Below are 23,172 nucleotides of genomic sequence, written 5' to 3'. Positions count from 1 at the left end.
ATGGCTGCTCCGACCGAACTCAAGCTGCCGCGCTACGGGCCGGACCCCGAAGGCACGCACCCGCCGCTGGGCTTCACCGGTTACCGGTCCACGGCGTTGCGGCACCCGCACCAGCCGCTGGTGCTGCTCCCGCAGATGCTGACCGAGGTCACCGGCCCGCTGCTCGGGCCCGGCCGCCTCGGCGAGCACGACAGCGACCTCACCCGCCAGCACGCGGAGGAGCCGCAGGGCCAGCGGATCGTCGTCACCGGGCGGTTGCTCGACGGTGACGGCCGCCCGGTGCGCGACTCGCTGGTCGAGATCTGGCAGGCGAACGCGGGCGGGCGCTACCGGCACACCGGCGACCGCTGGCCGTCCCCGCTCGACCCGAACTTCGACGGCGTCGGGCGTGCCCTGACCGACAGCGACGGGCGCTACACCTTCACCACCATCAAGCCCGGCGCGTACCCGTGGAAGAACCACGACAACGCCTGGCGTCCCGCGCACATCCACTTCTCGGTGTTCGGCTCGGCGTTCACCCAGCGGCTGGTCACCCAGATGTACTTCCCGGACGACCCGCTCTTCTCCCAGGACCCGATCTTCAACTCGATCCCGGACGAGAAGGCCCGGCAGCGCATGATCTCGCGGTACGACCACGACATCACGCGGCCGGAGTGGGCGCTCGGCTACCAGTTCGACATCGTGCTGCGCGGGAGCGAGGCGTCGGTGTTCGAAGAGGAGGAGGACGAGGACTGATGCCCAAGCTGCTGCCCACCCCGTCGCAGACCGTCGGCCCGTACCTGTCGATCGGCCTGCCCTGGCCGGACGGCCCGTACGTCGTGCCGGAGGGCACCCCCGGCGCGTTCTGGATCCGCGGCACCGTGCGCGACGGCGCCGGTGACCCGGTCCCGGACGCCATGATCGAGACCTGGCAGGCCGACCCCGAAGGCGGCTTCCACCACCCCGACGACCCGCGCGGAGAGACGTCCGGCGAGTTCCGCGCCTTCGGCCGCTGCCCGACGGAAACCGATGGAACGTACGGGATCCTGACCCTGCTGCCGGGTGTGCTGCCCGGCGGGGGCGGCACCACGCAGGCGCGGCACATCGACGTGTCGGTGTTCGCGCGCGGCCTGCTCAACCGGGTCGTCACGCGGATCTACTTCGCGGACCAGGACAACTCGGCGGACCCGACGCTGGCGGCGGTGCCGGAGGATCGCCGCGGCACGCTGATCGCCGCGAAGACCGCGGACGGCTACGGCTTCGACGTGCGGTTGCAGGGCGACGGTGAGACGGTGTTCTTCGCCCTATGAACGGAGATGGGAACGTGGACGCCGTACCGGTGCACCGGGTCGTAGAAGGCCCTGAAGACGGGCCGGTGGTGGTGTTCGCCGGTTCGCTGGGCAGCGACCTCCGGATGTGGGAGCCCCAGGTGGTTCCGTTGCTGGAGCGCGGTTTCCGGGTGGTGCGGTACGACACGCGCGGCCACGGTGCGTCGCCGGTGCCGCCCGGGCCGTACGACCTCGAAGACCTGGGCGCCGACTTCCTCGCGCTGCTGGACGACCTCGACATCGCGAAGGCGCACCTGGTGGGCCTGTCGCTCGGCGGGATGGCCGGCATGTGGCTCGGCGTCCACGCGCCCGACCGGATCGCGAGCCTGGTGCTCTGCTGCACGTCCGCCAAGTTCGGCCCGCCGGAGATGTGGGCGGAGCGGGCCCGGACGGTCCGCGCGGAGGGCACCGCGGCCGTGGCCGGCCCGGGTGTCGGCCGGTGGCTGACCCCCGCCTACCTCGGACGGCACCCCGACCGGGCCGCGTTCCTGCGTTCGATGATCTCCGAGGTCCCGGCCGAGGGGTACGCGTCCTGCTGCGGCGCGATCGAGCGGATGGACCTGCTCGACGTGCTGCCGAAGATCACCGCCCCCACTCTGGTCATCGCCGGTGCCGACGACCCGGCGACGCCGCCGGAGGAGCACTCCCGCCCGATCGCCGACGGCATCCCCGGCGCGCGGCTGGAGATCGTGGCGGACGCCGCGCACCTGGGCAACTACGAGCAGCCCGAGGAGTTCACCAGGCTGATCCTCGAGCACCTGGAGGCACTGTGACCGACCGCCACGAGCAGGGCATGAAGGTGCGCCGCGAGGTGCTGGGCGACGAGCACGTCGACCGCGCGGTCGCCGGCACGACCGAGTTCAGCCGCCCGTTCCAGGACTACATCACCGAGGGCGCGTGGGGCTCGGTCTGGTCCCGCGACGGCCTCGACCGGCGGACGCGCAGCTGCGTCACGCTGGCGGCGCTCACGGCGTTGCAGGCGCACAACGAACTGCCGATGCACGTGCGGGCGGCGGTCCGCCACGGCCTCACGGCGGCGGAGATCGGCGAGGTCCTGCTGCACACGGCCGTCTACGCAGGCGCGCCGGCGGCGAACGCGGCGTTCGCGATCGCCCAGCGCACCCTTGCCGAGCTCGGCGAGCCGACCGCCCTGCCCGCGGACGCCGGATAAGGTTCCGGGATGAACGCGGGTCTGCCCTTCGAAGCCGAGCTGGACGGCGAGCCGGCCCACCGCGGCGCCCACCACGTGCAGTCGCTGGAGCGCGGGCTGGCCGTCATCAAGGCGTTCCACGCGGGCGCGGCCGAGCTGACCCTGAGCGACGTCGCCCGCGCCACCGGCCTCACGCGGGCCGCGGCGCGCCGTTTCCTGCTCACGCTGGCCGACCTCGGTTACGTCCGCACGGACGGCAAGTACTTCTCGCTCACCGCCCGCGTCCTCGAGCTGGGGTACTCGTACCTGTCGAGCATGACGCTGCCCGAGGTGGCGCAACCCCACCTCGAGCGCCTGTCGGCCGACGTGCACGAGTCCAGTTCGGTCTCGGTGCTGGAGGGGACCGACATCGTCTACGTGGCGCGCGTGGCGGTCTCGCGCATCATGACGGTGAGCATCAACGTGGGAACCCGCTTCCCGGCGTACGCGACGTCGATGGGGCACGTCCTGCTGGCCGGCCTCGGCCAGGAGGAGCTGGAGGAGTACTTCGCGGTCGCGAGGCTGGATCGCCTGACGGACCGTACGGTCACCGCACCCGACCGCCTGCGCGCCGAGCTGGCGAAGGTCCGGGAGCAGGGCTGGGCCATGGTCGACCAGGAACTCGAGGAGGGCCTCCGCTCGGTGGCGGCCCCGATCCACGACCGCCGCGGCCAGGTGGCCGCCGCGGTCAACCTGTCCACGCACGCGAGCCGCACGACGGCCGAGTCGGTCGAGCGGGACCTCGTCCCCCCGCTACTCGCCGCCGCGCGCACGATCGAAGCGGACCTGGCCGTCGGCGCCCCGGGCCGCGCCCATGGCTGACCCGGTCGCCGGCCTGCTGCTGGCGGCCGGAGCGGGCCGCCGTTTCGGCGGCCCGAAGGCCCTAGTCGAGCTGGACGGAGAACCCCTGGTCCGCCGCGCCTTACGGGTCCTGGAGAAGGCAGGCTGCACCCCGATCCGAGTGGTCCTGGGCGCATCGGCCGACGAGGTCCGCGCGCTCCTGCCCGACCCCACCCTGGCCGTGGTGGCCGAAGACTGGGCGACAGGCATGGGCGCCTCCCTGCGAGCGGGCTTGGCGGAGCTGAACAAGCTAGACGCCCCGGCCGCAGCCCTGGTCCACCTGGTCGACCTCCCGTGGGTAGGCCCCGAAATCCTCACCCGGGTAGCGGCCCACGCAAGCCCGCACGCGGTAGCCCGAGCGGCATACGACGGAGTCCCAGGCCACCCGGTCCTCCTGGGCCGCGACTGGTGGCCGCAGATAGCGCAGACCGCCCAAGGAGACCGCGGCGCCCGAGACTGGCTGGCCACCCGCAAAGACTTGAAGCTGATCGAGTGCGCAGACCTGGGCAGCGGCCGCGACGTGGACCGCCCCACAGACCTGCCAGGCTCACCCACCCCCTGACGCCGCCCGGAACTCCCGAGCTCAGCTCGCGATGTGGATCGCCGCACAGACCCGCTGGGCTGAACCAGCCCCTGACGCCGCGCGGAACTCCCGAGCTCGGCTCGCAGGCATGAAGCCGCGCAGACCTGGGCAGCGGTCGCGAAGTGGATCGCCGCGGACCTGCTGGGCTCGACCGCCCCTTGAACCCGCGCAGACCTGCCGGGCCTATCCTTCAGCCGCCCAACCGGCGAAAGGCCCGCCGCTTTCACCACGAAAGATGCGCCTCCGGGGCCTAGAGCGGCACTTTCCCTGCGAAAGATGCGGGGTTGTGGAGGGATTTCGGGGGATGTGGACAAGCAGGCGGGTGGTCCGCGGTGGCGCCCGGTCCGACCGGACCCGACACCCCGGACCTGCCGAGCGCACGGCCCGATCCTCGCCTTGCCGATGCCCTGCCGGCCCGTCCCGCGATTCCGGACCAGCTCGCCCACTTGCTTGGCCGGCAGGTCCGTCCCCGCGATTCCGGGCCGGCTCGCCCGCCTCGCCGTTCCGGTCCCGCTCGTCCCCGCGATTCCGGACCAGCCCGCTCGCCCTGCCGATGCCCGGAGGCCCGCCCCCGCGATCTCGGACCAGCTCGCCCGCTCCGCCGATGTCCGGCCAGCCCGTTCCCATGACCCCGGACCGGTTCCGACCACCCGGCCCGCAGCGCCGTACCGTCCCCGACCAGCTCAACCATCCCGCACAACCCCAGCCGACCTCGCAAGCCGTCGTCACCGTGGCCCGCGGCCTGCTCCGTCGCCCCCTACGATCGACCTTGTGACCGACTCGCTTGCCTCGCCCGAAGAGCTCGCTGCCGCGCTCGACAGGACCGGGTATCTCGCCGATGACGGCCTGGCCACCGCCGGGTTCCTCGCCCTGCGGATGGGGCGGCCGCTCTTCTGCGAAGGCGAACCCGGCACCGGCAAGACCTCGCTCGCCCTCGCGCTGGCCACCGCCCTCGACCGGCCGCTCGTGCGGCTCCAGTGCCACGAGGGCATCGACGCCGCCCAGGCGCTCTACGAGTGGGACTTCCCGCGGCAGCTCCTGCACCTGCGGGCCCTCGAAGCGGCCAACGACGGCGTCGTCGACGTCGAGACCGCCGAACGCTCCCTCTACACCGAGCGGTTCCTGCTGGCCCGGCCGCTGCTGCAGGCCCTCATCAGCGCCCCGTGCGTGCTGCTGATCGACGAGATCGACCGCGCCGACGACGAGTTCGAAGCCTTCCTCCTGCAGCTGCTCGACGAGTACGCCGTGACCATCCCCGAATACGGCGAGGTCCGCGCGGCGACGCCGCCGCTGGTGGTGCTGACCTCCAACCGGACCCGCGAGGTGCACGACGCGCTCAAGCGGCGCTGCCTCTACCACTGGCTGGAACATCCGGACCTGGTGCGAGAGGTCACGATCCTGCGCCGTAGGATCCCTCGAATAGGTGAAGTTCTGGCTCGGCAGGTCGCTGAAGCGGTGCATCGGCTTCGGGAAATGGACCTGCTGAAACCACCTGGTGTAGCGGAGTCACTCGACTGGGCGAATGCCCTGATGACACTGCAGCGTGACGAGCTGGACGCGGCATCGGCGGCGCGCACGCTCGGTGCGGTTCTTAAGTACAGCGAAGACCTCGACCGGGTCAGGGCCAAACTCGACGCCCTGTTCGCCTGACCGGGCCGGTTCCGGGGGATGACCGAAGGCGTGGGAGGACCTGCGGCATGAGCTTGGCGGAGACGACCGAGGCGAGACCACTGGCCGAGCCGGAGCCGGATCGGCCCCAGCCGGCCGATCCGACGGGGACCCGGCGGGGGTGGCGGGCCAAGCTCGCGGCCGTGGCCGCGGTCCTCGGGGGCACCGCGCTGATCGCCGTGCACGCCTCGTTCTACGGCCACTGGCTGATCGACGACTCGGCCATCACGTTCGCCTACTCGCGCAACGTCGCCGACGGCTTCGGCCCGGTGCTGCAGCCCGGCGCCTCGCCGGTCGAGGGGTACTCCAACCCGACCTGGATGATCCTGCTCGCCGTCGGCAAGCTCGTCGGGCTGTTCGACCACGGCACGATCTTCGGCGTCAACGACCAGATCCTGTTCCCGAAGGCCCTCGCCCTGGCCTGCTGCCTCGGCGTCCTGGTCCTGTTCTACTTCGGCGCGAAGACGCTCAGCCGCCGCCCGGCGCTGATCACCTTCGTGGCCGGTGCCGCGCTCGCCGCGATCCCGTCGTTCGTGATCTGGTGCTTCTCCGGCCTGGAGAACTCGTTCTACGCGCTGACCGTCGCCGCGGTCGCGGTGCTCTGCCTGCGCGCCGTCCAGAGCGGCAAGCTCCTGAACCACCAGGTCGCCGTGGGGGCCGGGCTGATCGCCGTGGCCGCCGCGCTGACCCGGCCCGACGGGATCATCTACGCCGGCGTGTACCCGATCGTCGTCGCGCTGTTCCTCAAGCGGGAGCTGCTGGCCCGCAGCATCCGCGCCGTCGTCGTCTCGGCCGTCGCCTTCGTCGTGCCCTACGGCGCGTACGTGGTCTTCCGCTGGTTCGAGTTCGGCCGGCTGGTGCCCAACACCGCCGTCGCGAAGGGGCAGGAACCGCCCACCCTCGACGACCTCGACCGGCCCGGCCAGATCGTCGACTACGTGGGCTGGCTGATCGTCGCGGTCGCCGTCGCGTGCCTGGTGATGCTGCTGGTCCGGCCGTCGCGGCTGCGCACCGGCCTGATCGCCCTGCTGGCGCCGTTCGGGCTGACCGTGGTCGCGTTCATCGTGCTCGAGTCGGACTGGATGGGGCAGCTGCGGTTCGCCACGCCGGTGTGGACGCTCGGCGCGTTCGGCGGCGCGATCGTCGTGGTCGAGGCCCTGGCCGCGGCGCGCCCGCGCGGCCGGATCGTGCTGGCCTGCCTGCTCGTGGTCGCCCTGGTCAGCTCGGTGAGCTCGCTGTACACGCAAGGCACGACCTACCGCGCCAACACGAAGACCGCGATGTGCATCGTCGCCGAGCGCGACGCCCGGGCCATCAACGGTTTCGCGGACATCCTGAAGCTGCCCGACACGGCCCAGGTCGGCCTCATCGACCTCGGCGGGACGTCGCTGGGCAGCCGCATCCGGGTGCTCGACCTGGCCGGCCTCGGTGACAAGCGGATCGCCGACTTCCTGCACGGTTCCCACCTGGCCGAGCTGCGCGACTACGTCTTCGGCACCGCGAAGCCGGAGATGATCACCTTCATCGGCTCGTGGATCACCACGCTGCAGTTCGACCAGGACCCGAGGTTCGACAGCCAGTACGAGACGATCTTCGTGAACCGCCCGATCGGCAACATGACCATCGACTCGCGCAACTGGGTCAGCTACCACGTCCGCCGCGACCTGATCGACCCGGCGAAGCTCGCGGAACTCCAGGCGTACGCGCAGAGGACGCTGCCGCCGGTCCTTGAGCGCAACAAGACCGAAGGCAACCGCGGCTGCGCCCCCATCACGCCCGGTATCAAGGCCTCCTGAACCCACCGCACCCGGCACGCCCGTTCCGCGGTCCACAAAGGACTCGCGGGACGGGCGTCCGTCGTGCCCGGTAAATGCGTTGCCGCGCCGAGGTGGGTCCGGCATGCTTTTCCCAGCACCGAGAAACCCGAGAGGAGGAGATCGTGACCCGAACCCGGACCTACCGCTGCGGCACGGTCTCCTGTGCCGTCCGCTGAATTCTTTCTGAAGGCTCTTCGCGCCCGCCCCGCCGCTACCGGGGTCGGCCGCGGCGAAGAGCGCGGTCTGCGCCCGCCCGGGGAGGGGCGCGTGCGCAGACCGCCCTTGTCCCGGTAGCTCAGCAGGACAGAGCGCGGCGCTACGAACGCCGAGGTCCGAGGTTCGACTCCTCGCCAGGACACCGAAGTGGCGCACAATGGAGAGATGACCACGGTCTCCGATCCGGTCGCCGGGTACGCCGGGTTCGCCGCCGCGCTGCGGGAGGCGGGTGTCGCCTGCGACGCGCACCGCGTGCAGGCCTACCTGGCCGCCGTCGCCGAGGTCGACGTCGCCGAGCCCACCCAGCTGTACTGGGCGGGCCGGCTCACCCTGTGCTCCAGCCCCGACGACCTCCCGTGTTACGAAGAGGCGTTCAGCCAGTGGTTCTCCCTCGAACCGCCCGGCCCGCGGCGGACGACGTCGCCCGTGCCGAAGCAGGCGCGGATCGCGCCGCTCGTCGACACCGCCGGCGGGGACGCCGAGGGCGGCGACGGCCCTGACCAGCTGAAAGTCGCCGCGAGCACCCAGGAGGTGCTCCGGCACCGGGATCTCGCCGCGCTGACCACTGCCGAGCGGGAGCACCTGCGCGAGCTGCTGGCGACCCTCCGTCCCGTGCCGCCCCGGCGGCCCGCCGCCCGGCGGACGCCGTCGCGCCGCGGGCGGCTCGATCCGGCCCGCACGCTGCGCGCGATGCTCGCCAGCGGCGGTGAGCCCGTCCGGCTCGCCTACACCCGCCGCGGTTCGCGGCCGCGCCGGGTCGTGCTGCTGATCGACGTCTCCGGCTCGATGAGCCCGTACGCGGACGCGCTGCTGCGGTTCGCGCACGTCCTCACGCGGTCGGCGCCGCAGTCCGTCGAGGTGTTCACCCTCGGCACCCGGCTGACCCGCGTCTCGCGCCAGCTGCGCCAGCGCGACCCGGAGCGCGCGATGCTGGCGGCGGGCTCGGCGGTGCCGGACTTCGCCGGCGGCACCCGCCTCGGCGAGACGATGCAGGCCTTCCTCGACCGCTGGGGGCAGCGCGGCGTGGCCCGGCGCGCGGTCGTCACGGTGTTCTCCGACGGCTGGGAGCGCGGCGACACCAGCCTGCTCGGCGAACAGCTCGCGAGGCTGCGCCGGCTGGCGCACGCCGTATTCTGGGTGAATCCGCACGCCGGCCGCGCGGGGTACGCTCCGGTCCAGTCGGGCATCGTGGCCGCACTGCCCCACATCGACCGGCTGCTGGCCGGGCACACCCTGGCCACCTTGGAACGACTGCTCGGGGAGATTTCCGATGCGTGACGTACTGGACGACGTGTTCCGCCGCTGGTCGGCGGGGGAGACCGTGGGGCTGGGCACCGTGGTCGCCACCTTCTCGTCCGCCCCGCGAGCCCCCGGCGCCGCGATGGTGGTCGCCCCGGACGGGACCGTCGCGGGCAGCGTCTCCGGCGGCTGCGTCGAAGGCGCGGTCTACGAGCTGGCGCAGGAGGTGGTCGCCGAGCGCAAGCCGGTGCTGCAGCGCTACGGCGTCACCGACGACGACGCGTTCGCCGTCGGCCTGACCTGCGGCGGGATCATCGACATCTACGTCGAGCACGTCGACCGCGAGTCGATGCCGGAGCTCGGTGACGTCGTCGCCTCGGTCCGCAGCGGCGAGCCCGTCGCGGTCGTCACGGTCATCGAACACGAGCACACGGGCCTCGTCGGCGAGCACATGATCGTCTGGCCGGATCGCGTCGAGGGTTCGCTGGGGTCGTCGCGGATGGACGACGCGGTGGCCGACGACGCGCGCGGCCTGCTGGCCAGCGGCCGCACCGGCACCCTGCACTACGGCCCGGACGGGCAGCGCCGCGGCGAGGGGATGGCGGTGTTCGTCAACTCCTTCGAGCCGCCGCCCCGCCTGCTGGTCTTCGGCGCGATCGACTTCGCCGCCGCGATGGCGCGCATGGGCGCCTACCTCGGTTACCAGGTCACGGTGTGCGACGCGAGGCCGGTGTTCGCCACCAGCAGCCGGTTCCCGGACGCGCACGAGGTCGTCGTCGACTGGCCGCACCGGTACCTGACCGCCGAAGCCGAGGCGGGCCGGATCGACCAGCGCACGGCGATCGCGGTGCTCACCCACGACCCGAAGTTCGACGTCCCGCTGCTGGAGGTCGCTTTGCGCCTCGACGTCGGGTATGTCGGCGCGATGGGCTCCCGCAAGACGCACGACGACCGGTTCTCGCGGCTGCGCGAAGCCGGCATCACCGAGCCCGAGCTGGAGCGGCTGTCGTCGCCGATCGGCCTCGACCTGGGCGCCCGCACGCCGGAGGAGACTGCCGTGTCCATCGCCGCGGAGATCATCGCGCTGCGGTGGGGCGGCGGCGGCAAGCGCCTCGCGGAGCTGTCCGGCCGGATCCACGGCTGAAAAAGTTCACCCGGGCAGCCTTTCCGCGGATGCGGTGATTCCACTGTGGATTCTCCCGCAGCTGCGGGAACGGCCGCCGAACGTGTGACATCAGGACTTGTCCGCGCCATGAAGGCGTAGCACGCTCGGGCTTGTGAGCCCGATCACGGTCGGGCCTGGCCGCTCCCGAACCGGCTTTTGGAGGCCTGATGCGCATCACCGTCACTGTCGACGGGACGAAGTACACCGACGAAGTCGAACCGCGCACCCTGCTCGTGCACTACCTGCGAGAGCGGATCGGCAAGGTCGGCACGGTCGTCGGCTGCGACACCAGCAACTGCGGTGCCTGCACCGTCCACCTGGACGGGCACAGCGTGAAATCCTGTTCCGTCCTGGCCGTGCAGGCCGACGGCAGCGAGGTCACCACCGTCGAAGGCCTCGCGCGCGACGGCAAGCTGCACCCGGTGCAGCAGGCCTTCCACGACAACCACGCGCTGCAGTGCGGGTTCTGCACCCCCGGCATGATCATGCAGTCGATCGACCTGCTGGCCGACAACCCGGACCCCGACGAACAGGCCGTCCGCGAAGGCCTCGAAGGCAACCTCTGCCGCTGCACCGGCTACCAGAACATCGTCCGCGCGGTCCGCGACGCCGCCCAGCACATGAGCCCCGGCGCCGGCCCCGACGCCGAGCGGATCACCGAGACCAAGCACGTCGGCGTGGGTGGTGACTGATGACCGCGACGATCGAACCGGAAGTCGGAAAGTCACGGCGCCGCAAGGAGGACGACCGGCTGATCACCGGCCGCACCCGCTGGACCGACAACATCACGCTGCCCGGGATGCTGCACATGGCCATCCTGCGCAGCCCGTTCGCGCACGCCAAGATCGTCTCGATCGACACGTCGGCGGCCAAGAGCGCCTCCGGCGTCGTCGCGGTCTTCACCGCGAAGGACCTCGACCCGGACAGCTCGATCGGCATGCCCTGCGCGTGGCCGATCACCCCGGACATGAAGACGCCGCGCCGGCCGGTGCTCGCCGCCGACCAGGTCAACTTCGCCGGTGAAGGCGTCGCGGTCGTCGTCGCGCGGACCTCGGCCGAGGCCCACGACGCGCTCGAAGAGATCGACGTCGAATACGACGAGCTCCCGGTCATCCTCGACATGGAAGCCGCGATCGCCGACGGCGCGCCGCTGGTCCACGAGGACCAGGGCAGCAACACGAGCGCCGTCTGGAAGTTCGACTCCGCCGAGGCCGGCACGGGCGGCAACGTCGAGGACGCGATCAGCTCGTCCGAGATCGTCGTCAAGCGCCGCTTCCGCCAGCAGCGCCTGATCCCGGCCTTCATGGAGCCGCGAGCCTGCGTCGTCGACCCGACCGGCACCCAGATCACCATGTGGTCGGCCACGCAGATCCCGCACATCCTGCGGGTGATGTCGGCGCTGACGCTCGGCATCCCGGAGCACAAGCTGCGCGTGATCGCCCCGGACGTCGGCGGCGGCTTCGGCGGCAAGATCGGCGTGCTGCCGGAAGAGATGATGTCGCTGCTGGTCGCGCAGAAGCTCGGCAAGCCGGTCAAGTGGAACGAGTCGCGCTCGGAGACGATGCTCGCCGCGCACCACGGCCGTGACCAGATCCAGGACATCACCATCTCGGCGAACGCCGACGGCACGGTCACCGGGCTCAAGGTCGAGCTGCTCGCCAACCTCGGCGCGTACAACGGCCTGGTCGGCACCGGCGTGCCGATCCTCGGCGCTTTCATGTTCAACGCGATCTACAAGATCCCGGCCTACCACTTCGCTTGCACGAACGTGTACACCACGACGACGCTGACCGACGCCTACCGCGGCGCCGGCCGTCCGGAAGCGACGTTCGCGATCGAACGGATCATGGACGAGCTGGCCGACGAGCTCGGCCTGGATCCGTTGGAGCTGCGCGAAAAGAACTGGATCAAGCACGAGGAGTTCCCGTTCACCACGGTGTGCGGGCTGACCTACGACTCCGGTAACTACGAAGCCGCGACGGAGAAGGCCAAGCAGCTCTTCGACTACGACGGCCTGCGCGCCGAGCAGGAGAAGCGCCGCCGGGCGGGCGACAAGGTGCAGCTCGGCATCGGCATCTCGACGTTCACCGAGATGTGCGGGCTCGCGCCGTCGCGGGTGCTCGGCTCGCTGGACTACGGTGCCGGCGGCTGGGAGCACGCGGCGATCCGGATGCTGCCGACCGGCAAGGTCGAGGTCATCACCGGCGCGTCCGCGCACGGACAGGGCCACGAGACGGCGTGGAGCCAGATCGTCGCCGACCAGCTGGGCATCGCGTTCGAGGACATCGAGGTCATCCACGGCGACACGCAGTCGTCGCACAAGGGCATGGACACCTACGGCTCGCGCTCGCTGGTGGTCGGCGGCATCGCCATCGTCAAGGCCGCGGAGAAGGTCGTGGCCAAGGCCAAGCCGATCGCCGCGCACCTGCTCGAATGCGCCGAGGACGACCTGGAGTTCGCGGGCGGCAAGTTCACCGTCAAGGGCACCGGCACGTCGACGACCATGGGCGACATCGCGCTCGCGGTGTTCGCGGCGCACAACCTGCCCGACGGCGTCGAGCCGTCCCTCGACTCGGACGCGACGTTCGACCCGGAGAACTTCTCGTACCCGCACGGCACGCACCTGTGCGCGGCCGAAGTGGACACCGAGACCGGGAGGGTCAAGCTGCGCTCCTACGTCTGCGTCGACGACATCGGCGTCGCGGTGAACCCGCTGATCGTCGAGGGCCAGGTGCACGGCGGGCTCGCGCAGGGCATCGCGCAGGCGTTGTTCGAGGGCACGGTGCACGACGAGAGCGGCACGCTGACCACGGGCACGTTCGCCGACTACCTGCTGCCGTCGGCGGCGGACCTGCCGTCGTTCACCACCGACCGCACGGAGACGCCCTCGACGACGAACCCGTTGGGCGCCAAGGGAGTCGGCGAAGCGGGCACCATCGCGTCCACCCCGGCGGTGGTCAACGCGGTGATCGACGCGGTGCGCGCCTTCGGCGTGAACGACATCGAGATGCCGTTGACCCCGATGCGCGTGTGGCACGCCATCCAGCACGGCACCACCGACGCCGGCGGCCCCGGCAACGAGGCCGGCGGCGGGCTCGGCTCGATCGACGCCACCGGAGGTGCCCTGTGATCCCGTCCTCGTTCGACTACGTCCGCCCGTCCACAGTGGACGAAGCGGTGCAGGCGCTCGCGTCGGCGGGTGAGGACGCCAAGGTGCTGGCCGGTGGGCAGAGCCTGCTGCCGGTGCTGCGGATGCGCCTGGCCACGCCGACGACGCTGATCGACCTCGGGCGCGTCCCGGAGCTGCGCGGCGTGCGCGAAGACGACGACACACTGGTGATCGGCTCGATGACCACGCACTACGACGTGCAGCGCGACCCGCTGGTCGCGTCGCACGCGGCGCTGCTGAAGGCGGCGACGGACACGGTCGCCGACCCGCAGATCCGCCACCGCGGCACGCTCGGCGGCGCGATCGCGCACGCCGACCCGGCGGGCGACCTGCTCGCGCCGGTGCTGGCGCTGGAGGCTTCGCTGGTGCTGGCCGGACCGTCCGGCCGTCGGACGGTGCCGGCCGCGGACTTCTTCCGCGACCTGTTCACCACTGAGCTGGCCCCGGACGAGCTGCTGGTCGAGGTCCGCGTGCCCAAGCACACGGGGTGGCGGGCGCACTACGAGAAGTTCAACCGGGTCGCCCAGGCGTGGTCGATGGTCGCCGTCGCGGTCACCGTCCGTACCGAGGGCGGCGTCATCGAGGAGGCCCGGGTCGCGCTGACGAACATGGGCTCGACCCCGGTCCGCGCGTCCGGCGTCGAAGCGGCGCTCGTCGGGGTGCAGGCCTCGGCCGAGTCGATCGGCGCGGCGGCTTCGCACGCGGCGGAAGGCACGAATCCGCCGGTCGACGGCAACGCCGACGTCGAATACCGCCGTCACCTGGCCCGCGTCCTGACCGGCCGGGCGATCGCGGCGGCGTCCGGCGCCTGAATCCGCAGTCCCGTGACCTGGCCGTTCGAGCGCCGGGTCACGGGCCGCGGGTGCGGCTAGGGTGGGCACCGGACACCCAGGTCTGGCAGAAAGGAGGTCGGCCCGTGCGGCTCGACCACGAATTCACCGTCCCGGCTCCGATCGGCGAGGTCTGGCAGGCGGTCGTCGACCCCGAGCGCGTCGCCCCGTGCATGCCCGGCGCGGCGCTGACCAAGGTCGAGGGTGACAGGTTCAGTGGAACGGTGAAGGTCAAGCTGGGTCCGATCTCGTTGCTGTACAAGGGAAACGGCGAGTTCCTGGAGAAGGACGACGCCGCGCACAAGGTCACCATCAAGGCCTCGGGCAAGGACTCCCGCGGAGCGGGCACGGCCGCCGCAACGGTGACCCTGACCCTGACCGAAGCCGAAGGCGGAACCCACGGCACGGTCGCGACTGATTTGTCCATCACGGGCAAGCCCGCCCAGTTCGGCCGAGGCTTGATCAGCGAGGTGGGCGGCAAGATCCTGGACACGTTCGCGGGTTGCTTGTCCGGAAAGCTGGCGCCTTCGGAGGAGGCCGCGGCTGCCGCCCCGGCCGCGGCTGCGGCCCCTGCTACGGAGAAGACCGCAGCGTCGGCGGCGAAGCCGGCTGCGGCCGCAGTCCCCGGTGCGGAAAAGGCTCCGGCGACGCCCACTTCGGCTGCTGCCCCGGCTGCTGAGAAGGCCTCGGCTGCCGGATCGGCCCCGGCCGCGGCGAAGCCCGCCTCGGCCCAGGCCGCCGAGACGACATCGGCGGCCAAGGCTGCGACGTCTGCCGCGGCCAAGTCCACGCCGGCTGCGAAGGCGGCGCCGGCGGTCAAGCCGGCCCCGACCACCGCGGAGATCAACACCGAGCCGAAGCCCGCGGCCGAGCGTCCGGCGCTGCGCAGCGTCCCGGCAGTCCCGGAGACCGAGGCGATCGACCTCCTCGACTACGCGGGTGCCTCGGTGCTGAAGCGGCTGGCCCCGGTGGTGCTCGGGATCGCTGCGATCGTCGGCTTGGTGGCGATCATCCGCGCACTGCGCAAGTGACTTCGATCAGCCGATCCCGCTGAGGTCGGCTGACCAGCCTGGGCTCTCAGCCCATGTTCGGTGAGGAAATCGCATTCTCGGCCGCGTTGCGCTGCGCTCCGGAGGGTGGAGATCCCCACCCAGACTTCATTCCGGTGGGTGGTCCCTGGTAGCAGCCCGAAAGGCGAGGCTGGGGATTCCCGCTCGCTGTTCCCAGTCCGTTGGGTCGCGCCTCCCGGCAGTCGGCGGATGGGCCGGTTGCGGGGCGGAGTGTTCGGCTCGCTGTTCCCCACTTCGATAGTCGCCTGCTCGATTGTCGGTGGGTCGAGCAGGCATGGATGGCGTGTTCGACTCGCTGTTCCCTGCTCGGGTGGTCGTCTCCTCGGTTGTCGGCGGGACGGGTGCGGGGTGGCGTGTTCGGCTCGTTGTTCCTTCGTCCGGTGGTCGCTGCCTCGGCTGTTGGTGGGTGGGGCAGGTGTCGGTGGAGTGCCCGGCTCGCTGTTCCTCGCTTCGGTGGTCGCCTGCTCGGTTGTCGGTGGGTGGGCAGGTGTCGGTGGAGTGCCCTGCTCGGTGTTCGCTGCTTCGGTCGTGTCTCCCGGCTGGCAGCGGTGTGGGCAGGTGAGCTGAGGGCCTGACTTGCTTCCTTCTCCCGGTGGTTGTGCCTGGCGGTTGTCGTGGCTGGGAAGGGGTTAGTGAGTTGCAGGGCGTCCGCGGGATGGCCGGCCGGGGGTGTCGCGCCGAGGGGCCACGTTGGTGATCTGTTGGAGCGGGTTGAGCTGGGTGGATCTACCCTCGGCGGGTCTTTGGGGCAGTACCTTCGTCGTTATTCCCCTGGACTGGCGACGCCGGTTGCTTGAGCGGCTACGCTGGGCTACCTGGTCGGCTGAACTTCGCGCAAGGGGTACGTCACGATGCCGGTCCGTCACCTCCGTGGTCGCGGCGCTTGAGAGCCCAGGCCGCCGTGCGACGGGAAGTCCTCTCCTCCTGGTCGGGGTGGCCTGCGCGCTGGGTCATGTGGACCGGGGCGAAGGGCCGCTGGATCACCTACGCCCTGTGCTGTGAACTGGCCGCCGTCGCGGCTACCGGGGTTGCGCTGGCCACCGGGTTCGGGGGGCCGGTGCGGCCGATCTGGTTCGCCGTGCTGGTCGCGCTCGGGGTTGCCCAGGCCGAGATGTCCCGCCGTATCGAGCGGTTGCGCCGGTGGATGAGCGGGCAGACGCACATCAACGTCACCTCCGTCTGGTACCTCGCCGGTGTCGTCCTGCTTCCTCCTGCCTGGGTGGCGCTGCTGGCCGTGGTGCTCTACACGCACCTGTGGGTGCGGGTCTGGCGCCAGGTGCGGACGCGGCCCGCGCACCGCTTCGTCGCGAGCACCGCTTGGGCGATGCTCTCCTGCTTCGCCGCTTCGTCCGTTCTCACACTCACGGGGTTGCACGGGACGCCCGTGCAGACGCCGCGCGGGTTGGTCGCGCTCTGCCTGGCCGCAGTGGTGTTCGAGCTGGTGAACGCCGGCCTCGTCGCCGCCGGGATCTACCTCTACACGAGCCAGCGGTCGGCCGCGGATCTCGTCGGCACCTGGGAGGACAACGCGTTCGAGGTGGCGACGCTCTGTCTCGGCGGGCTCGCCGCCCTGGCGCTGGTCGAGCAGCCGGTGCTCGTGGTGTTCGTGATCGCGCCGTTGCTCCTGCTGCACCGCTACCTGTTGCTCAAGCAGCAATTGCAGGTTGCCGCCGTCACCGACGAGAAGACCGGGCTGCTCAACACCGCGGGCTGGCACGAGTCCGCCGTCCGCGAGCACGCTCGCGCGCTGCGGCGTGGGGCCGTCGGTGGGTTCGCCGTGCTGATGATCGACCTCGACCACTTCAAGCGGATCAACGACACCTACGGCCACCTCACCGGCGACGACGTGCTCGCCGCGGTCGCGGTGGCGATCTCCGGTGCGGTGCGTCAGGGCGACACGGTCGGCCGGTTCGGTGGTGAGGAGTTCGTCGTGCTGCTGCCGGGTATCGGCCGCGCCGACGTGCTGGGCATCGCCGAACGGGTGCGGGTCGCGGTGGGGGAGCTGAACGTCGTGATCTCGACGGGTGGCGGGACGGTCCGGGTCGGTGGCCTTTCGGTGTCGATCGGGGTCGCGCGGTTCCCGGACGCGGGGCCGGTGCTCGACGACGTGCTGCGGTCGGCGGATGCCGCGTTGTACCGGGCGAAGGACGCGGGCCGCAACCGGGTCGCCGTGTGACGTAGTACGCGAAATACGCGGGCCGGCCAGCCGTTGAAAACGACATGAGCAGCGCGGACCACGAAACGGACGTGGTGGTGGTCGGGGCCGGCCAAGCGGGACTGTCGGCGGCCTACCACCTGCGCCGCGCCGGGTTCGCGAACGGCTCCGGTTTCGTCGTGCTCGACCACGGCAAGCGCGCCGGCGGTGCCTGGCAGTACCGGTGGCCGTCGCTGGTGCTCGGCAAGGTGCACGGCATCTACGACCTGCCCGGCATGGCCTTCGGCACTCCGGACGTCACGCGCCCCGCCTCCGAGGTCGTCTCGGAGTACTTCGCGCGCTTCGAGCGCGTGTACGACCTGCCTGTGCTGCGCCCTGTCGACGTCCAGTCGGTGACGCGCGCCGGGGACCGGCTCGTGGTGTCCAGCCCGGCCGAGTCGTGGGCGGCGCGCGCGGTGATCAGCGCCACCGGCACCTGGGACCGGCCGTTCTGGCCGCATTACCCGGGCCAGGAGACGTTCGCGGGCCAGCAGGTACACACGGCGGACTACGCCGGGCCGGAAGCATTCAGCGGCAAGCGGGTCGTGGTCGTCGGAGGTGGGGCGTCGGCGGTGCAGCTGCTGATGGAGTTCGCCCCGCTCGCCCGCGCGACGGCCTGGGTGACGCGACGCCCGCCCGTCTGGCGCGACGAGCCCTTCAGCGAGAACTGGGGACGCAACGCCGTCGGCAAGGTCGAAGAACGCGTGCGTGCCGGGCTGCCGCCGGAGAGCGTGGTGAGCGTGACGGATCTGGCCGTGACGCCGGAGGTCCGGGCCGCCCGGGCCGCGGGCATCCTCGAGCGCCGGCCGATGTTCTCCCGGATCGTGCCTTCGGGAGTGGAATGGGCGGACGGCTCGCGCTTCGACGCGGACGTCATCCTCTGGGCGACGGGCTTCCGCGCCGCGATCGACCACCTCAAGCCGCTGCACGTGCGCGAGCCGGGTGGCGGGATCCGCGTGGACGGGACACGGGTCGTGCTCGAACCGCGGCTGCACCTGGTGGGGTACGGACCTTCGGCCAGCACGGTCGGGGCGAACCGCGCGGGGCGGGCCGCCGTGGCGGAGATCCGGAAGCAGCTGCGCCCGCGTTCGTGAGGCCATGGGTCTTCGTTGCGGGGTAACGGGAAACGTCATGCCCCTTACGTTACCGAACACGCGTGCGAAGATCATCGCTGAATCGGGTGAACCTCGGAGACGTGCCCGAAGGCGGAATTCTGTTGTGCCGCAAGGGAATTGCGGACGGGGCGACGCGAGAAGCCCCCGAATTCCAGGCTACCGGTGGGGGCCGACAAAATCGGGGCGGGGGAAATCGAGTCAATCCCAGGCGCCGGGGCAGTGTTCCGGTCAGTGACACGTCGGCTGACCTGCGGGAATGGCCCTGAACTCACCCTCTTGACCGATTCAAGAGCCGGACAACCCTTGTCAGCCGAAACCCCGCCTCGATACAGTCTCTTTAGTTAAGAAAGTTTCTTAACTGTTTCAAGAAAGTTCACCTACGCCGCAGCCCAGCCACCGTCCGGCCCCTAGGAGCGCGACGTGTCACCCTTCCGCCTTCGTCCCTTCGCCCGGCTGGCGCCGCCGATCGCCGTCGTCGTGCTGCTGCCCTCGGCGATCGCTGCCACCACCCCCGCCGATGTCCTGCTCTCCCAAGGGAAACCGGTGGCGACGTCCACCGTCGAAAGTGCGTCGCTCGACGGTGACAAGGCCGTCGACGGCAGTACGCAGACCCGGTGGGCCAGCGCCGTCAGCGCCGATCCGCAGTGGCTGCGGGTCGACCTCGGGCAACCGTCCAGCGTCCACCAGGTCAAGCTCACCTGGGAAGCCGCCTACGCCAAGAAGTACCGGATCGAGGTCTCCGACGACGGCACGCAGTTCACCACCGTCACGACCGTCGACAACGGTGACGGCAAGACCGACGACCTCACCGGACTCCAGGCGCACGGCCGTTTCCTGCGCTTCGTCGGCGTCACGCGCGCCACGAAGTACGGCTACTCGCTCTGGGAACTGCAGGCCTACGGCTCGCCCGACTCCGCCGGCGACACCCAGGCGCCGAGCACCCCGGCCGGGCTCGCGGCCACGACCACGACGGCCACCAGCGCCGGGCTGACCTGGAACGCCGCGACCGACAACGTCGGCGTCACCGGGTACGACGTCCTGCGCGACGGCCAAGTCGTCGCCACCAGCGCCACGCCGTCCTACACCGATACCGGGCTCGCGCCGGACACCGGCTACTCCTACAGCGTCCGGGCCCGCGACGCCGCGGGCAACGTCTCGGCCGCAAGCGCACCCGTCACCGTCAAGACCAAAGCGGGCACTGGCAACGGTTTCACCCTCGCCGCCGCCGGGGACATCGCCGAGCGCTGCACCGCGAGCGACGCGAGCTGTGCCCACGTCAAGACCGCGAAACTCGTCGAGCGGATGAACCCCGCCGCGGTGATCACCATGGGGGACAACCAGTACGACGACGCCCACCTCGCCGACTTCAAGGCCTACTACGACAAGACCTGGGGCCGGTTCAAGAGCATCACCCACCCCGTCCCGGGCAACCACGAGTCGTACGACGAGCCGAAATTCAAGGGTTACGAGGACTACTTCGGCGCCATTGCGAAACCGCAGGGAAAGCGGTACTACAGCTGGGAAATGGGCAACTGGCACTTCATCGCGCTCGACTCCAACGACTTCGTCACCCACGACGACTTCGCCGAGCCGCCGCAGATCACCTGGCTGAAGCAGGATCTCGCCAAGAACAAGAAGGGCTGCGTCGCCGCGTACTACCACCACCCGCGCTGGAGCTCCGGTGACCACGGTGACAACAAGGATAGCGTCGAGCTGTGGAACATCATGACCGCCACCAAGGTCGACCTCGTCCTCAACGGTCACGACCACGACTACGAGCGGTTCGTCCCGCAGAACGCCGACGGCAAGGCCGACGCGAACGGCCCGGTCGAGATCGTCGGCGGTTCGGGTGGCGCCAACCTCTACGACCTGAGCCCGGCGCACGCGACGACCGCCAAGCTACTGAAGACCTTCGGCGTCCTGAAGCTGTCCATGACGGACACCTCGTTCCAGACGCAGCTGATCGGCGTCGACGGCAAGGTCCTCGACAGCAGCCCGACCTACACCTGCCACTAGAAGGGGACCGGGCATGTACATCGCGGCAAGCCGTACCTCGGACCTCGCGGCCAGCAGAAACCCGAAACCCGCGCTCAAACGGGTGTCCGCCAACGTCGTGGCCCTCGGGATGGTCAGCCTGGTCACCGACGTCTCCTCGGAGATGGTGACCGCCGTCCTCCCGCTCTACCTGGTGCTCGGCCTCGGCCTGAACCCGCTGCAGTTCGGGCTGCTCGACGGCCTCTACGCGGGCGCCACCGCCCTCGTCCGGGTCCTCGGCGGGCACCTCGCCGACCGGTGGCGGCGGCTCAAGGCGGTCGCCGGGTTCGGGTACGGCCTGTCCGCGGTGTGCAAACTCGGCCTGGTGGCGGCCGGTTCGTCGGTCGCCGCGATCGGTGTCGTCCTCGCCGCCGACCGCACCGGCAAGGGGGTGCGCACCGCCCCGCGCGACGCGCTGATCTCGCTGAGCAGCGAGCCCGGCACACTCGGCCGGTCGTTCGGGGTGCACCGCGCGCTCGACACCGTCGGCGCGTTCCTCGGCCCACTTGTCGCCATGGCCGTGCTCGCGCTGAGTCTCGGCAGCTACACCAGCGTGTTCTTCACCAGCTTCTGCGTCGCCGGGATCGCCGTGCTGCTGCTGGTCTTGTTCGTCCGTGACCGGCCCGGCACGGTGGATCGCGCCGCCGTGTCGCTGCGGGCCGCGGTGAACCTCCTCCGCGCGCGGGACTTCCGGCGCGTCACGCTCTGGGCCGCGCTGCTGGGCCTGGTGACCGTCGGCGACTCGTTCGTCTACCTGATGCTGCAGCGGCGCTGGGAGATCGCGGCGACGTTCTTCCCGCTCCTGCCGCTGGGCACCGCCGGGGTGTACCTGCTGCTGGCCGTCCCGCTCGGCAGGCTGGCCGACCGGATCGGGCGGTGGCCGGTGTTCCTCGGCGGGCACGCGGCGCTGTGCCTGGCCCTCGTCCTGTTCTGCGGGCCCGCGGCGCCGGTGCTCGCCGTGGCCGCGCTCGGCCTCCACGGCCTGTTCTACGCGGCCACCGACGGCGTCCTCATGGCCGCGGCCGGCCCGCTCATCCCGCCTGATCTCCGGGCGACGGGGATGGCTGTCGTGCAGACCGGGCAGGCCGGGGCGCGGATGGTCTCGTCCGTCCTCTTCGGACTCGCCTGGACGCTCTGGGACCTGCGGCCGGCGGTGCTGGTCGCGGCGGGCTGCTTGGTGGCCGTCGTCCTTGCCGCCGCGTTCGCGAAGCCGGTGCGGCCGTGAAGAAACTCGTCCTCGCCCTGGTCGGCACCGCGCTCCTGATCGCCGCGGCCGTCACGTACAGCGTCAACGCCCGCCCCGACGCCGCCGAGGCGGGGCCGGCCGCGCAGCTCACGCTCGGCCCCGGTCAGCTGCTGTTTCGTCAGGTGTCGACCGGCCACGTCGCCGCCGTCCCGCTCGCCGAGCCGGGTGCAAAACCGCAGTTCAGCGGCCTGAAGTGCGACCGGTTCGCGGTGGCGCGGCAGACCGCCGTGTGCCTGGCCGTCCGGCCCGGCACGCTCCCGCCGGTGACCGACGTCCTGGTCCTCGACGACCACCTCGCCGTCCGGCACACCGAAGCCGTGCCCGGCACGCCGAGCCGCGCGCGAGTCTCCCCGGACGGCAGGCGCGTCGACTGGACGGTCTTCGTCACCGGCGACTCCTACACCGCAACCGGCTTCTCGACCCGCGCCGGCGTCTACGAGGTCGACACCGGACGGCTGGTCAAGACGATCGAGGAACTCCCCGTGTTCCGCGATGGCCAGCGCTACTTCGCCGCCGACGTCAACTACTGGGGCATCACCTTCGCCGGTGACGGCAACCGCTTCTACGCGACGCTCGGCAGCAAGGGCACGACCTACCTCGTCGAAGCCGACTACGCGCGCTACCGCGGTAAAACCCTGCGCGAGAACGTCGAATGCCCGTCGCTGTCCCCGGACGGCACCCGGGTCGCGTTCAAGAAGAAGGTCGGCGACGGCGTCTGGCGGCTGTCCGTGCTCGACCTCAAGACCCTGAAGGAGACCGAACTCGCCGAGCCGCGCAGTGTCGACGACCAGGCGCTCTGGCTGGGCGACCGGGTCCTCTACGGGCTGGACAACGCCGTCTGGGCGGTCCCGGCGGATGGCTCGGGCCGTCCGGAACGGCTGGTCGCGGACGCCGCGTCGCCGGCCGTCACGGGGTGACGTCCACCGCCGCGAACAGCGTCCGCACGCACAGGTCGCGCAGCTCTTCCTGGGTGACCTTCGGCTGGTCGAGCCAGTCGAGGATCATCGCCGCGACGAATGCGAGCCAGCCGCGGACGGCCAGCCGGGTCGTGTCCGTGACCGTGGTCAGCAGGCTCACGGCGTCCAGGATGCGTGACGCGTTCGCGACCATCCCGGCTTCGCGGATCTGCCGGATCTCGACGTCGTCGCCGCCCATCGCGCGGTGCACGATCCGGTAGCCGTCCGGGTGGGTGCGCGCGAACTCGAGGTAGACGTCGAGCCCGGCCCGCAGCTGCTCGGCCACCGGCAGCGCCGGGTCGGGCTCGCTCATCGCCAGCAGCTGGTCGCGCTGGCCGCGGACGATCTCGGCGAAGAAGTCCTTCTTGGTCGGGAAATAGTGGTAGAGCAGGCCGCGGGAGACCTGCGCGATCTCGGCGACCTCCTCGATCCAGACCTCGTCGTACGGCCGCTTCGCGAACAACCCGGCCCCGATCGCCAGGAGCTGCTCGCGCCGCTGTTCGGTGCTCAGCCTCGTCCGCATCCCCCGATCTT

The 23,172-nt window shown here is 71.0% G+C and carries 20 protein-coding genes and 1 tRNA gene; 20 read left to right on the top strand and 1 reads right to left on the bottom strand.

The annotated features are described in order from the left end of the window. The 20 genes from pcaH to VA596_RS30755 all read left to right on the top strand — a co-directional run bounded on the left by pcaH (position 1) and on the right by VA596_RS30755 (position 22,599). Positions 1–735 carry a protocatechuate 3,4-dioxygenase subunit beta gene (pcaH, locus tag VA596_RS30850; protein ID WP_323331720.1) on the top strand — a complete coding sequence of 245 codons (735 nt, stop codon included), beginning with the start codon at positions 1–3 and terminating at the stop codon, positions 733–735. Further along, the gene (pcaG, locus tag VA596_RS30845) at positions 735–1,289 is read left to right on the top strand and encodes a protocatechuate 3,4-dioxygenase subunit alpha (protein ID WP_323331719.1); all 555 of its coding nucleotides are present in this window, start codon (positions 735–737) and stop codon (positions 1,287–1,289) included. The genes pcaH and pcaG overlap by 1 nt, the downstream gene beginning before the upstream one ends. A 14-nt stretch (positions 1,290–1,303) precedes the next feature. Then, a complete protein-coding gene (gene pcaD / locus VA596_RS30840; RefSeq protein WP_323331718.1) occupies positions 1,304–2,080 on the top strand; it encodes a 3-oxoadipate enol-lactonase in 777 nt (258 codons plus the stop codon). After that, complete coding sequence (pcaC, locus tag VA596_RS30835; RefSeq protein WP_323331717.1) at positions 2,077–2,478, top strand: 4-carboxymuconolactone decarboxylase; 402 nt, start codon at positions 2,077–2,079, stop codon at positions 2,476–2,478. The genes pcaD and pcaC overlap by 4 nt, the downstream gene beginning before the upstream one ends. Positions 2,479–2,487: 9 nt before the next feature. Then, positions 2,488–3,318: an IclR family transcriptional regulator domain-containing protein gene (locus VA596_RS30830; RefSeq protein ID WP_323331716.1), complete on the top strand. Its 831-nt coding sequence runs from the start codon at positions 2,488–2,490 to the stop codon at positions 3,316–3,318. Continuing rightward, positions 3,311–3,898 carry a nucleotidyltransferase family protein gene (locus tag VA596_RS30825; protein WP_323331715.1) on the top strand — a complete coding sequence of 196 codons (588 nt, stop codon included), beginning with the start codon at positions 3,311–3,313 and terminating at the stop codon, positions 3,896–3,898. Before VA596_RS30830 ends, VA596_RS30825 begins: the two co-directional genes overlap by 8 nt. Before the next feature lie 792 nt (positions 3,899–4,690). Next, the gene (locus VA596_RS30820) at positions 4,691–5,569 is read left to right on the top strand and encodes an AAA family ATPase (protein ID WP_323331714.1); all 879 of its coding nucleotides are present in this window, start codon (positions 4,691–4,693) and stop codon (positions 5,567–5,569) included. A 47-nt stretch (positions 5,570–5,616) separates the two neighbouring features. Further along, positions 5,617–7,383 (top strand): hypothetical protein, encoded by a 1,767-nt coding sequence (locus VA596_RS30815; protein WP_323331713.1) that lies wholly within the window; start codon positions 5,617–5,619, stop codon positions 7,381–7,383. Positions 7,384–7,688: 305 nt separating this feature from the next. Continuing rightward, positions 7,689–7,762: transfer RNA gene (locus VA596_RS30810), tRNA-Arg, on the top strand. A 23-nt stretch (positions 7,763–7,785) separates the two neighbouring features. Continuing rightward, on the top strand, positions 7,786–8,898 hold the full coding sequence (locus VA596_RS30805; protein WP_323331712.1) for a vWA domain-containing protein: 1,113 nt from the start codon (positions 7,786–7,788) through the stop codon (positions 8,896–8,898). Next, entirely contained in the window at positions 8,891–10,003 is a 1,113-nt protein-coding gene (locus tag VA596_RS30800) for an XdhC/CoxI family protein (RefSeq protein WP_323331711.1), read from the top strand. Before VA596_RS30805 ends, VA596_RS30800 begins: the two co-directional genes overlap by 8 nt. Before the next feature lie 188 nt (positions 10,004–10,191). Beyond that, the gene (locus VA596_RS30795) at positions 10,192–10,716 is read left to right on the top strand and encodes a (2Fe-2S)-binding protein (RefSeq protein WP_323331710.1); all 525 of its coding nucleotides are present in this window, start codon (positions 10,192–10,194) and stop codon (positions 10,714–10,716) included. Beyond that, the gene (locus VA596_RS30790; RefSeq protein WP_323331709.1) at positions 10,716–13,154 is read left to right on the top strand and encodes a xanthine dehydrogenase family protein molybdopterin-binding subunit; all 2,439 of its coding nucleotides are present in this window, start codon (positions 10,716–10,718) and stop codon (positions 13,152–13,154) included. Before VA596_RS30795 ends, VA596_RS30790 begins: the two co-directional genes overlap by 1 nt. After that, positions 13,151–14,005 (top strand): FAD binding domain-containing protein, encoded by an 855-nt coding sequence (locus VA596_RS30785; RefSeq protein ID WP_323331708.1) that lies wholly within the window; start codon positions 13,151–13,153, stop codon positions 14,003–14,005. The genes VA596_RS30790 and VA596_RS30785 overlap by 4 nt, the downstream gene beginning before the upstream one ends. 104 nt (positions 14,006–14,109) lie before the next feature. Next, positions 14,110–15,054, top strand: a complete 945-nt coding sequence (locus VA596_RS30780) for an SRPBCC family protein (RefSeq protein ID WP_323331707.1) — start codon at positions 14,110–14,112, stop codon at positions 15,052–15,054. 991 nt (positions 15,055–16,045) lie between these two features. Next, positions 16,046–17,269, top strand: a complete 1,224-nt coding sequence (locus VA596_RS30775; RefSeq protein ID WP_323331706.1) for a GGDEF domain-containing protein — start codon at positions 16,046–16,048, stop codon at positions 17,267–17,269. A 44-nt stretch (positions 17,270–17,313) separates the two neighbouring features. Continuing rightward, positions 17,314–18,381: an NAD(P)-binding domain-containing protein gene (locus tag VA596_RS30770; RefSeq protein ID WP_323331705.1), complete on the top strand. Its 1,068-nt coding sequence runs from the start codon at positions 17,314–17,316 to the stop codon at positions 18,379–18,381. Between the two features lie 441 nt (positions 18,382–18,822). Then, positions 18,823–20,418, top strand: coding sequence for a discoidin domain-containing protein (locus VA596_RS30765; RefSeq protein WP_323331704.1), 1,596 nt, complete (start codon positions 18,823–18,825; stop codon positions 20,416–20,418). A gap of 13 nt (positions 20,419–20,431) precedes the next feature. After that, on the top strand, positions 20,432–21,661 hold the full coding sequence (locus tag VA596_RS30760) for an MFS transporter (RefSeq protein WP_323331703.1): 1,230 nt from the start codon (positions 20,432–20,434) through the stop codon (positions 21,659–21,661). Beyond that, positions 21,658–22,599, top strand: a complete 942-nt coding sequence (locus VA596_RS30755; RefSeq protein ID WP_323331702.1) for a hypothetical protein — start codon at positions 21,658–21,660, stop codon at positions 22,597–22,599. Before VA596_RS30760 ends, VA596_RS30755 begins: the two co-directional genes overlap by 4 nt. Here the strand turns inward: VA596_RS30755 and VA596_RS30750 are convergent. Further along, positions 22,589–23,161, bottom strand: coding sequence for a TetR/AcrR family transcriptional regulator (locus VA596_RS30750; RefSeq protein ID WP_323331701.1), 573 nt, complete (start codon positions 23,159–23,161; stop codon positions 22,589–22,591). The genes VA596_RS30755 and VA596_RS30750 overlap by 11 nt on opposite strands. Between the last annotated feature and the right edge of the window lie 11 nt (positions 23,162–23,172).

It is taken from the genome of Amycolatopsis heterodermiae (genome assembly GCF_034929455.1).
Classification (GTDB): Bacteria; Actinomycetota; Actinomycetes; order Mycobacteriales; family Pseudonocardiaceae; genus Amycolatopsis; species Amycolatopsis heterodermiae.
This window is presented reverse-complemented; position numbering and strand designations above follow the sequence as displayed.

What these genes read in the sequence shown, in the direction of transcription:
- VA596_RS30775 (WP_323331706.1), top strand. Translation starts at nt 16,046, where the DNA reads ATGTGGACCGGGGCGAAGGGCCGCTGGATCACCTACGCCCTGTGCTGT.
- VA596_RS30790 (WP_323331709.1), top strand. Translation starts at nt 10,716, where the DNA reads ATGACCGCGACGATCGAACCGGAAGTCGGAAAGTCACGGCGCCGCAAG.
- VA596_RS30825 (WP_323331715.1), top strand. Translation starts at nt 3,311, where the DNA reads ATGGCTGACCCGGTCGCCGGCCTGCTGCTGGCGGCCGGAGCGGGCCGC.
- VA596_RS30815 (WP_323331713.1), top strand. Translation starts at nt 5,617, where the DNA reads ATGAGCTTGGCGGAGACGACCGAGGCGAGACCACTGGCCGAGCCGGAG.
- VA596_RS30805 (WP_323331712.1), top strand. Translation starts at nt 7,786, where the DNA reads ATGACCACGGTCTCCGATCCGGTCGCCGGGTACGCCGGGTTCGCCGCC.
- VA596_RS30750 (WP_323331701.1), bottom strand. Translation starts at nt 23,161, where the DNA reads ATGCGGACGAGGCTGAGCACCGAACAGCGGCGCGAGCAGCTCCTGGCG.
- VA596_RS30800 (WP_323331711.1), top strand. Translation starts at nt 8,891, where the DNA reads ATGCGTGACGTACTGGACGACGTGTTCCGCCGCTGGTCGGCGGGGGAG.
- pcaH (WP_323331720.1), top strand. Translation starts at nt 1, where the DNA reads ATGGCTGCTCCGACCGAACTCAAGCTGCCGCGCTACGGGCCGGACCCC.
- VA596_RS30760 (WP_323331703.1), top strand. Translation starts at nt 20,432, where the DNA reads ATGTACATCGCGGCAAGCCGTACCTCGGACCTCGCGGCCAGCAGAAAC.
- VA596_RS30795 (WP_323331710.1), top strand. Translation starts at nt 10,192, where the DNA reads ATGCGCATCACCGTCACTGTCGACGGGACGAAGTACACCGACGAAGTC.
- VA596_RS30770 (WP_323331705.1), top strand. Translation starts at nt 17,314, where the DNA reads ATGAGCAGCGCGGACCACGAAACGGACGTGGTGGTGGTCGGGGCCGGC.
- pcaG (WP_323331719.1), top strand. Translation starts at nt 735, where the DNA reads ATGCCCAAGCTGCTGCCCACCCCGTCGCAGACCGTCGGCCCGTACCTG.
- VA596_RS30830 (WP_323331716.1), top strand. Translation starts at nt 2,488, where the DNA reads ATGAACGCGGGTCTGCCCTTCGAAGCCGAGCTGGACGGCGAGCCGGCC.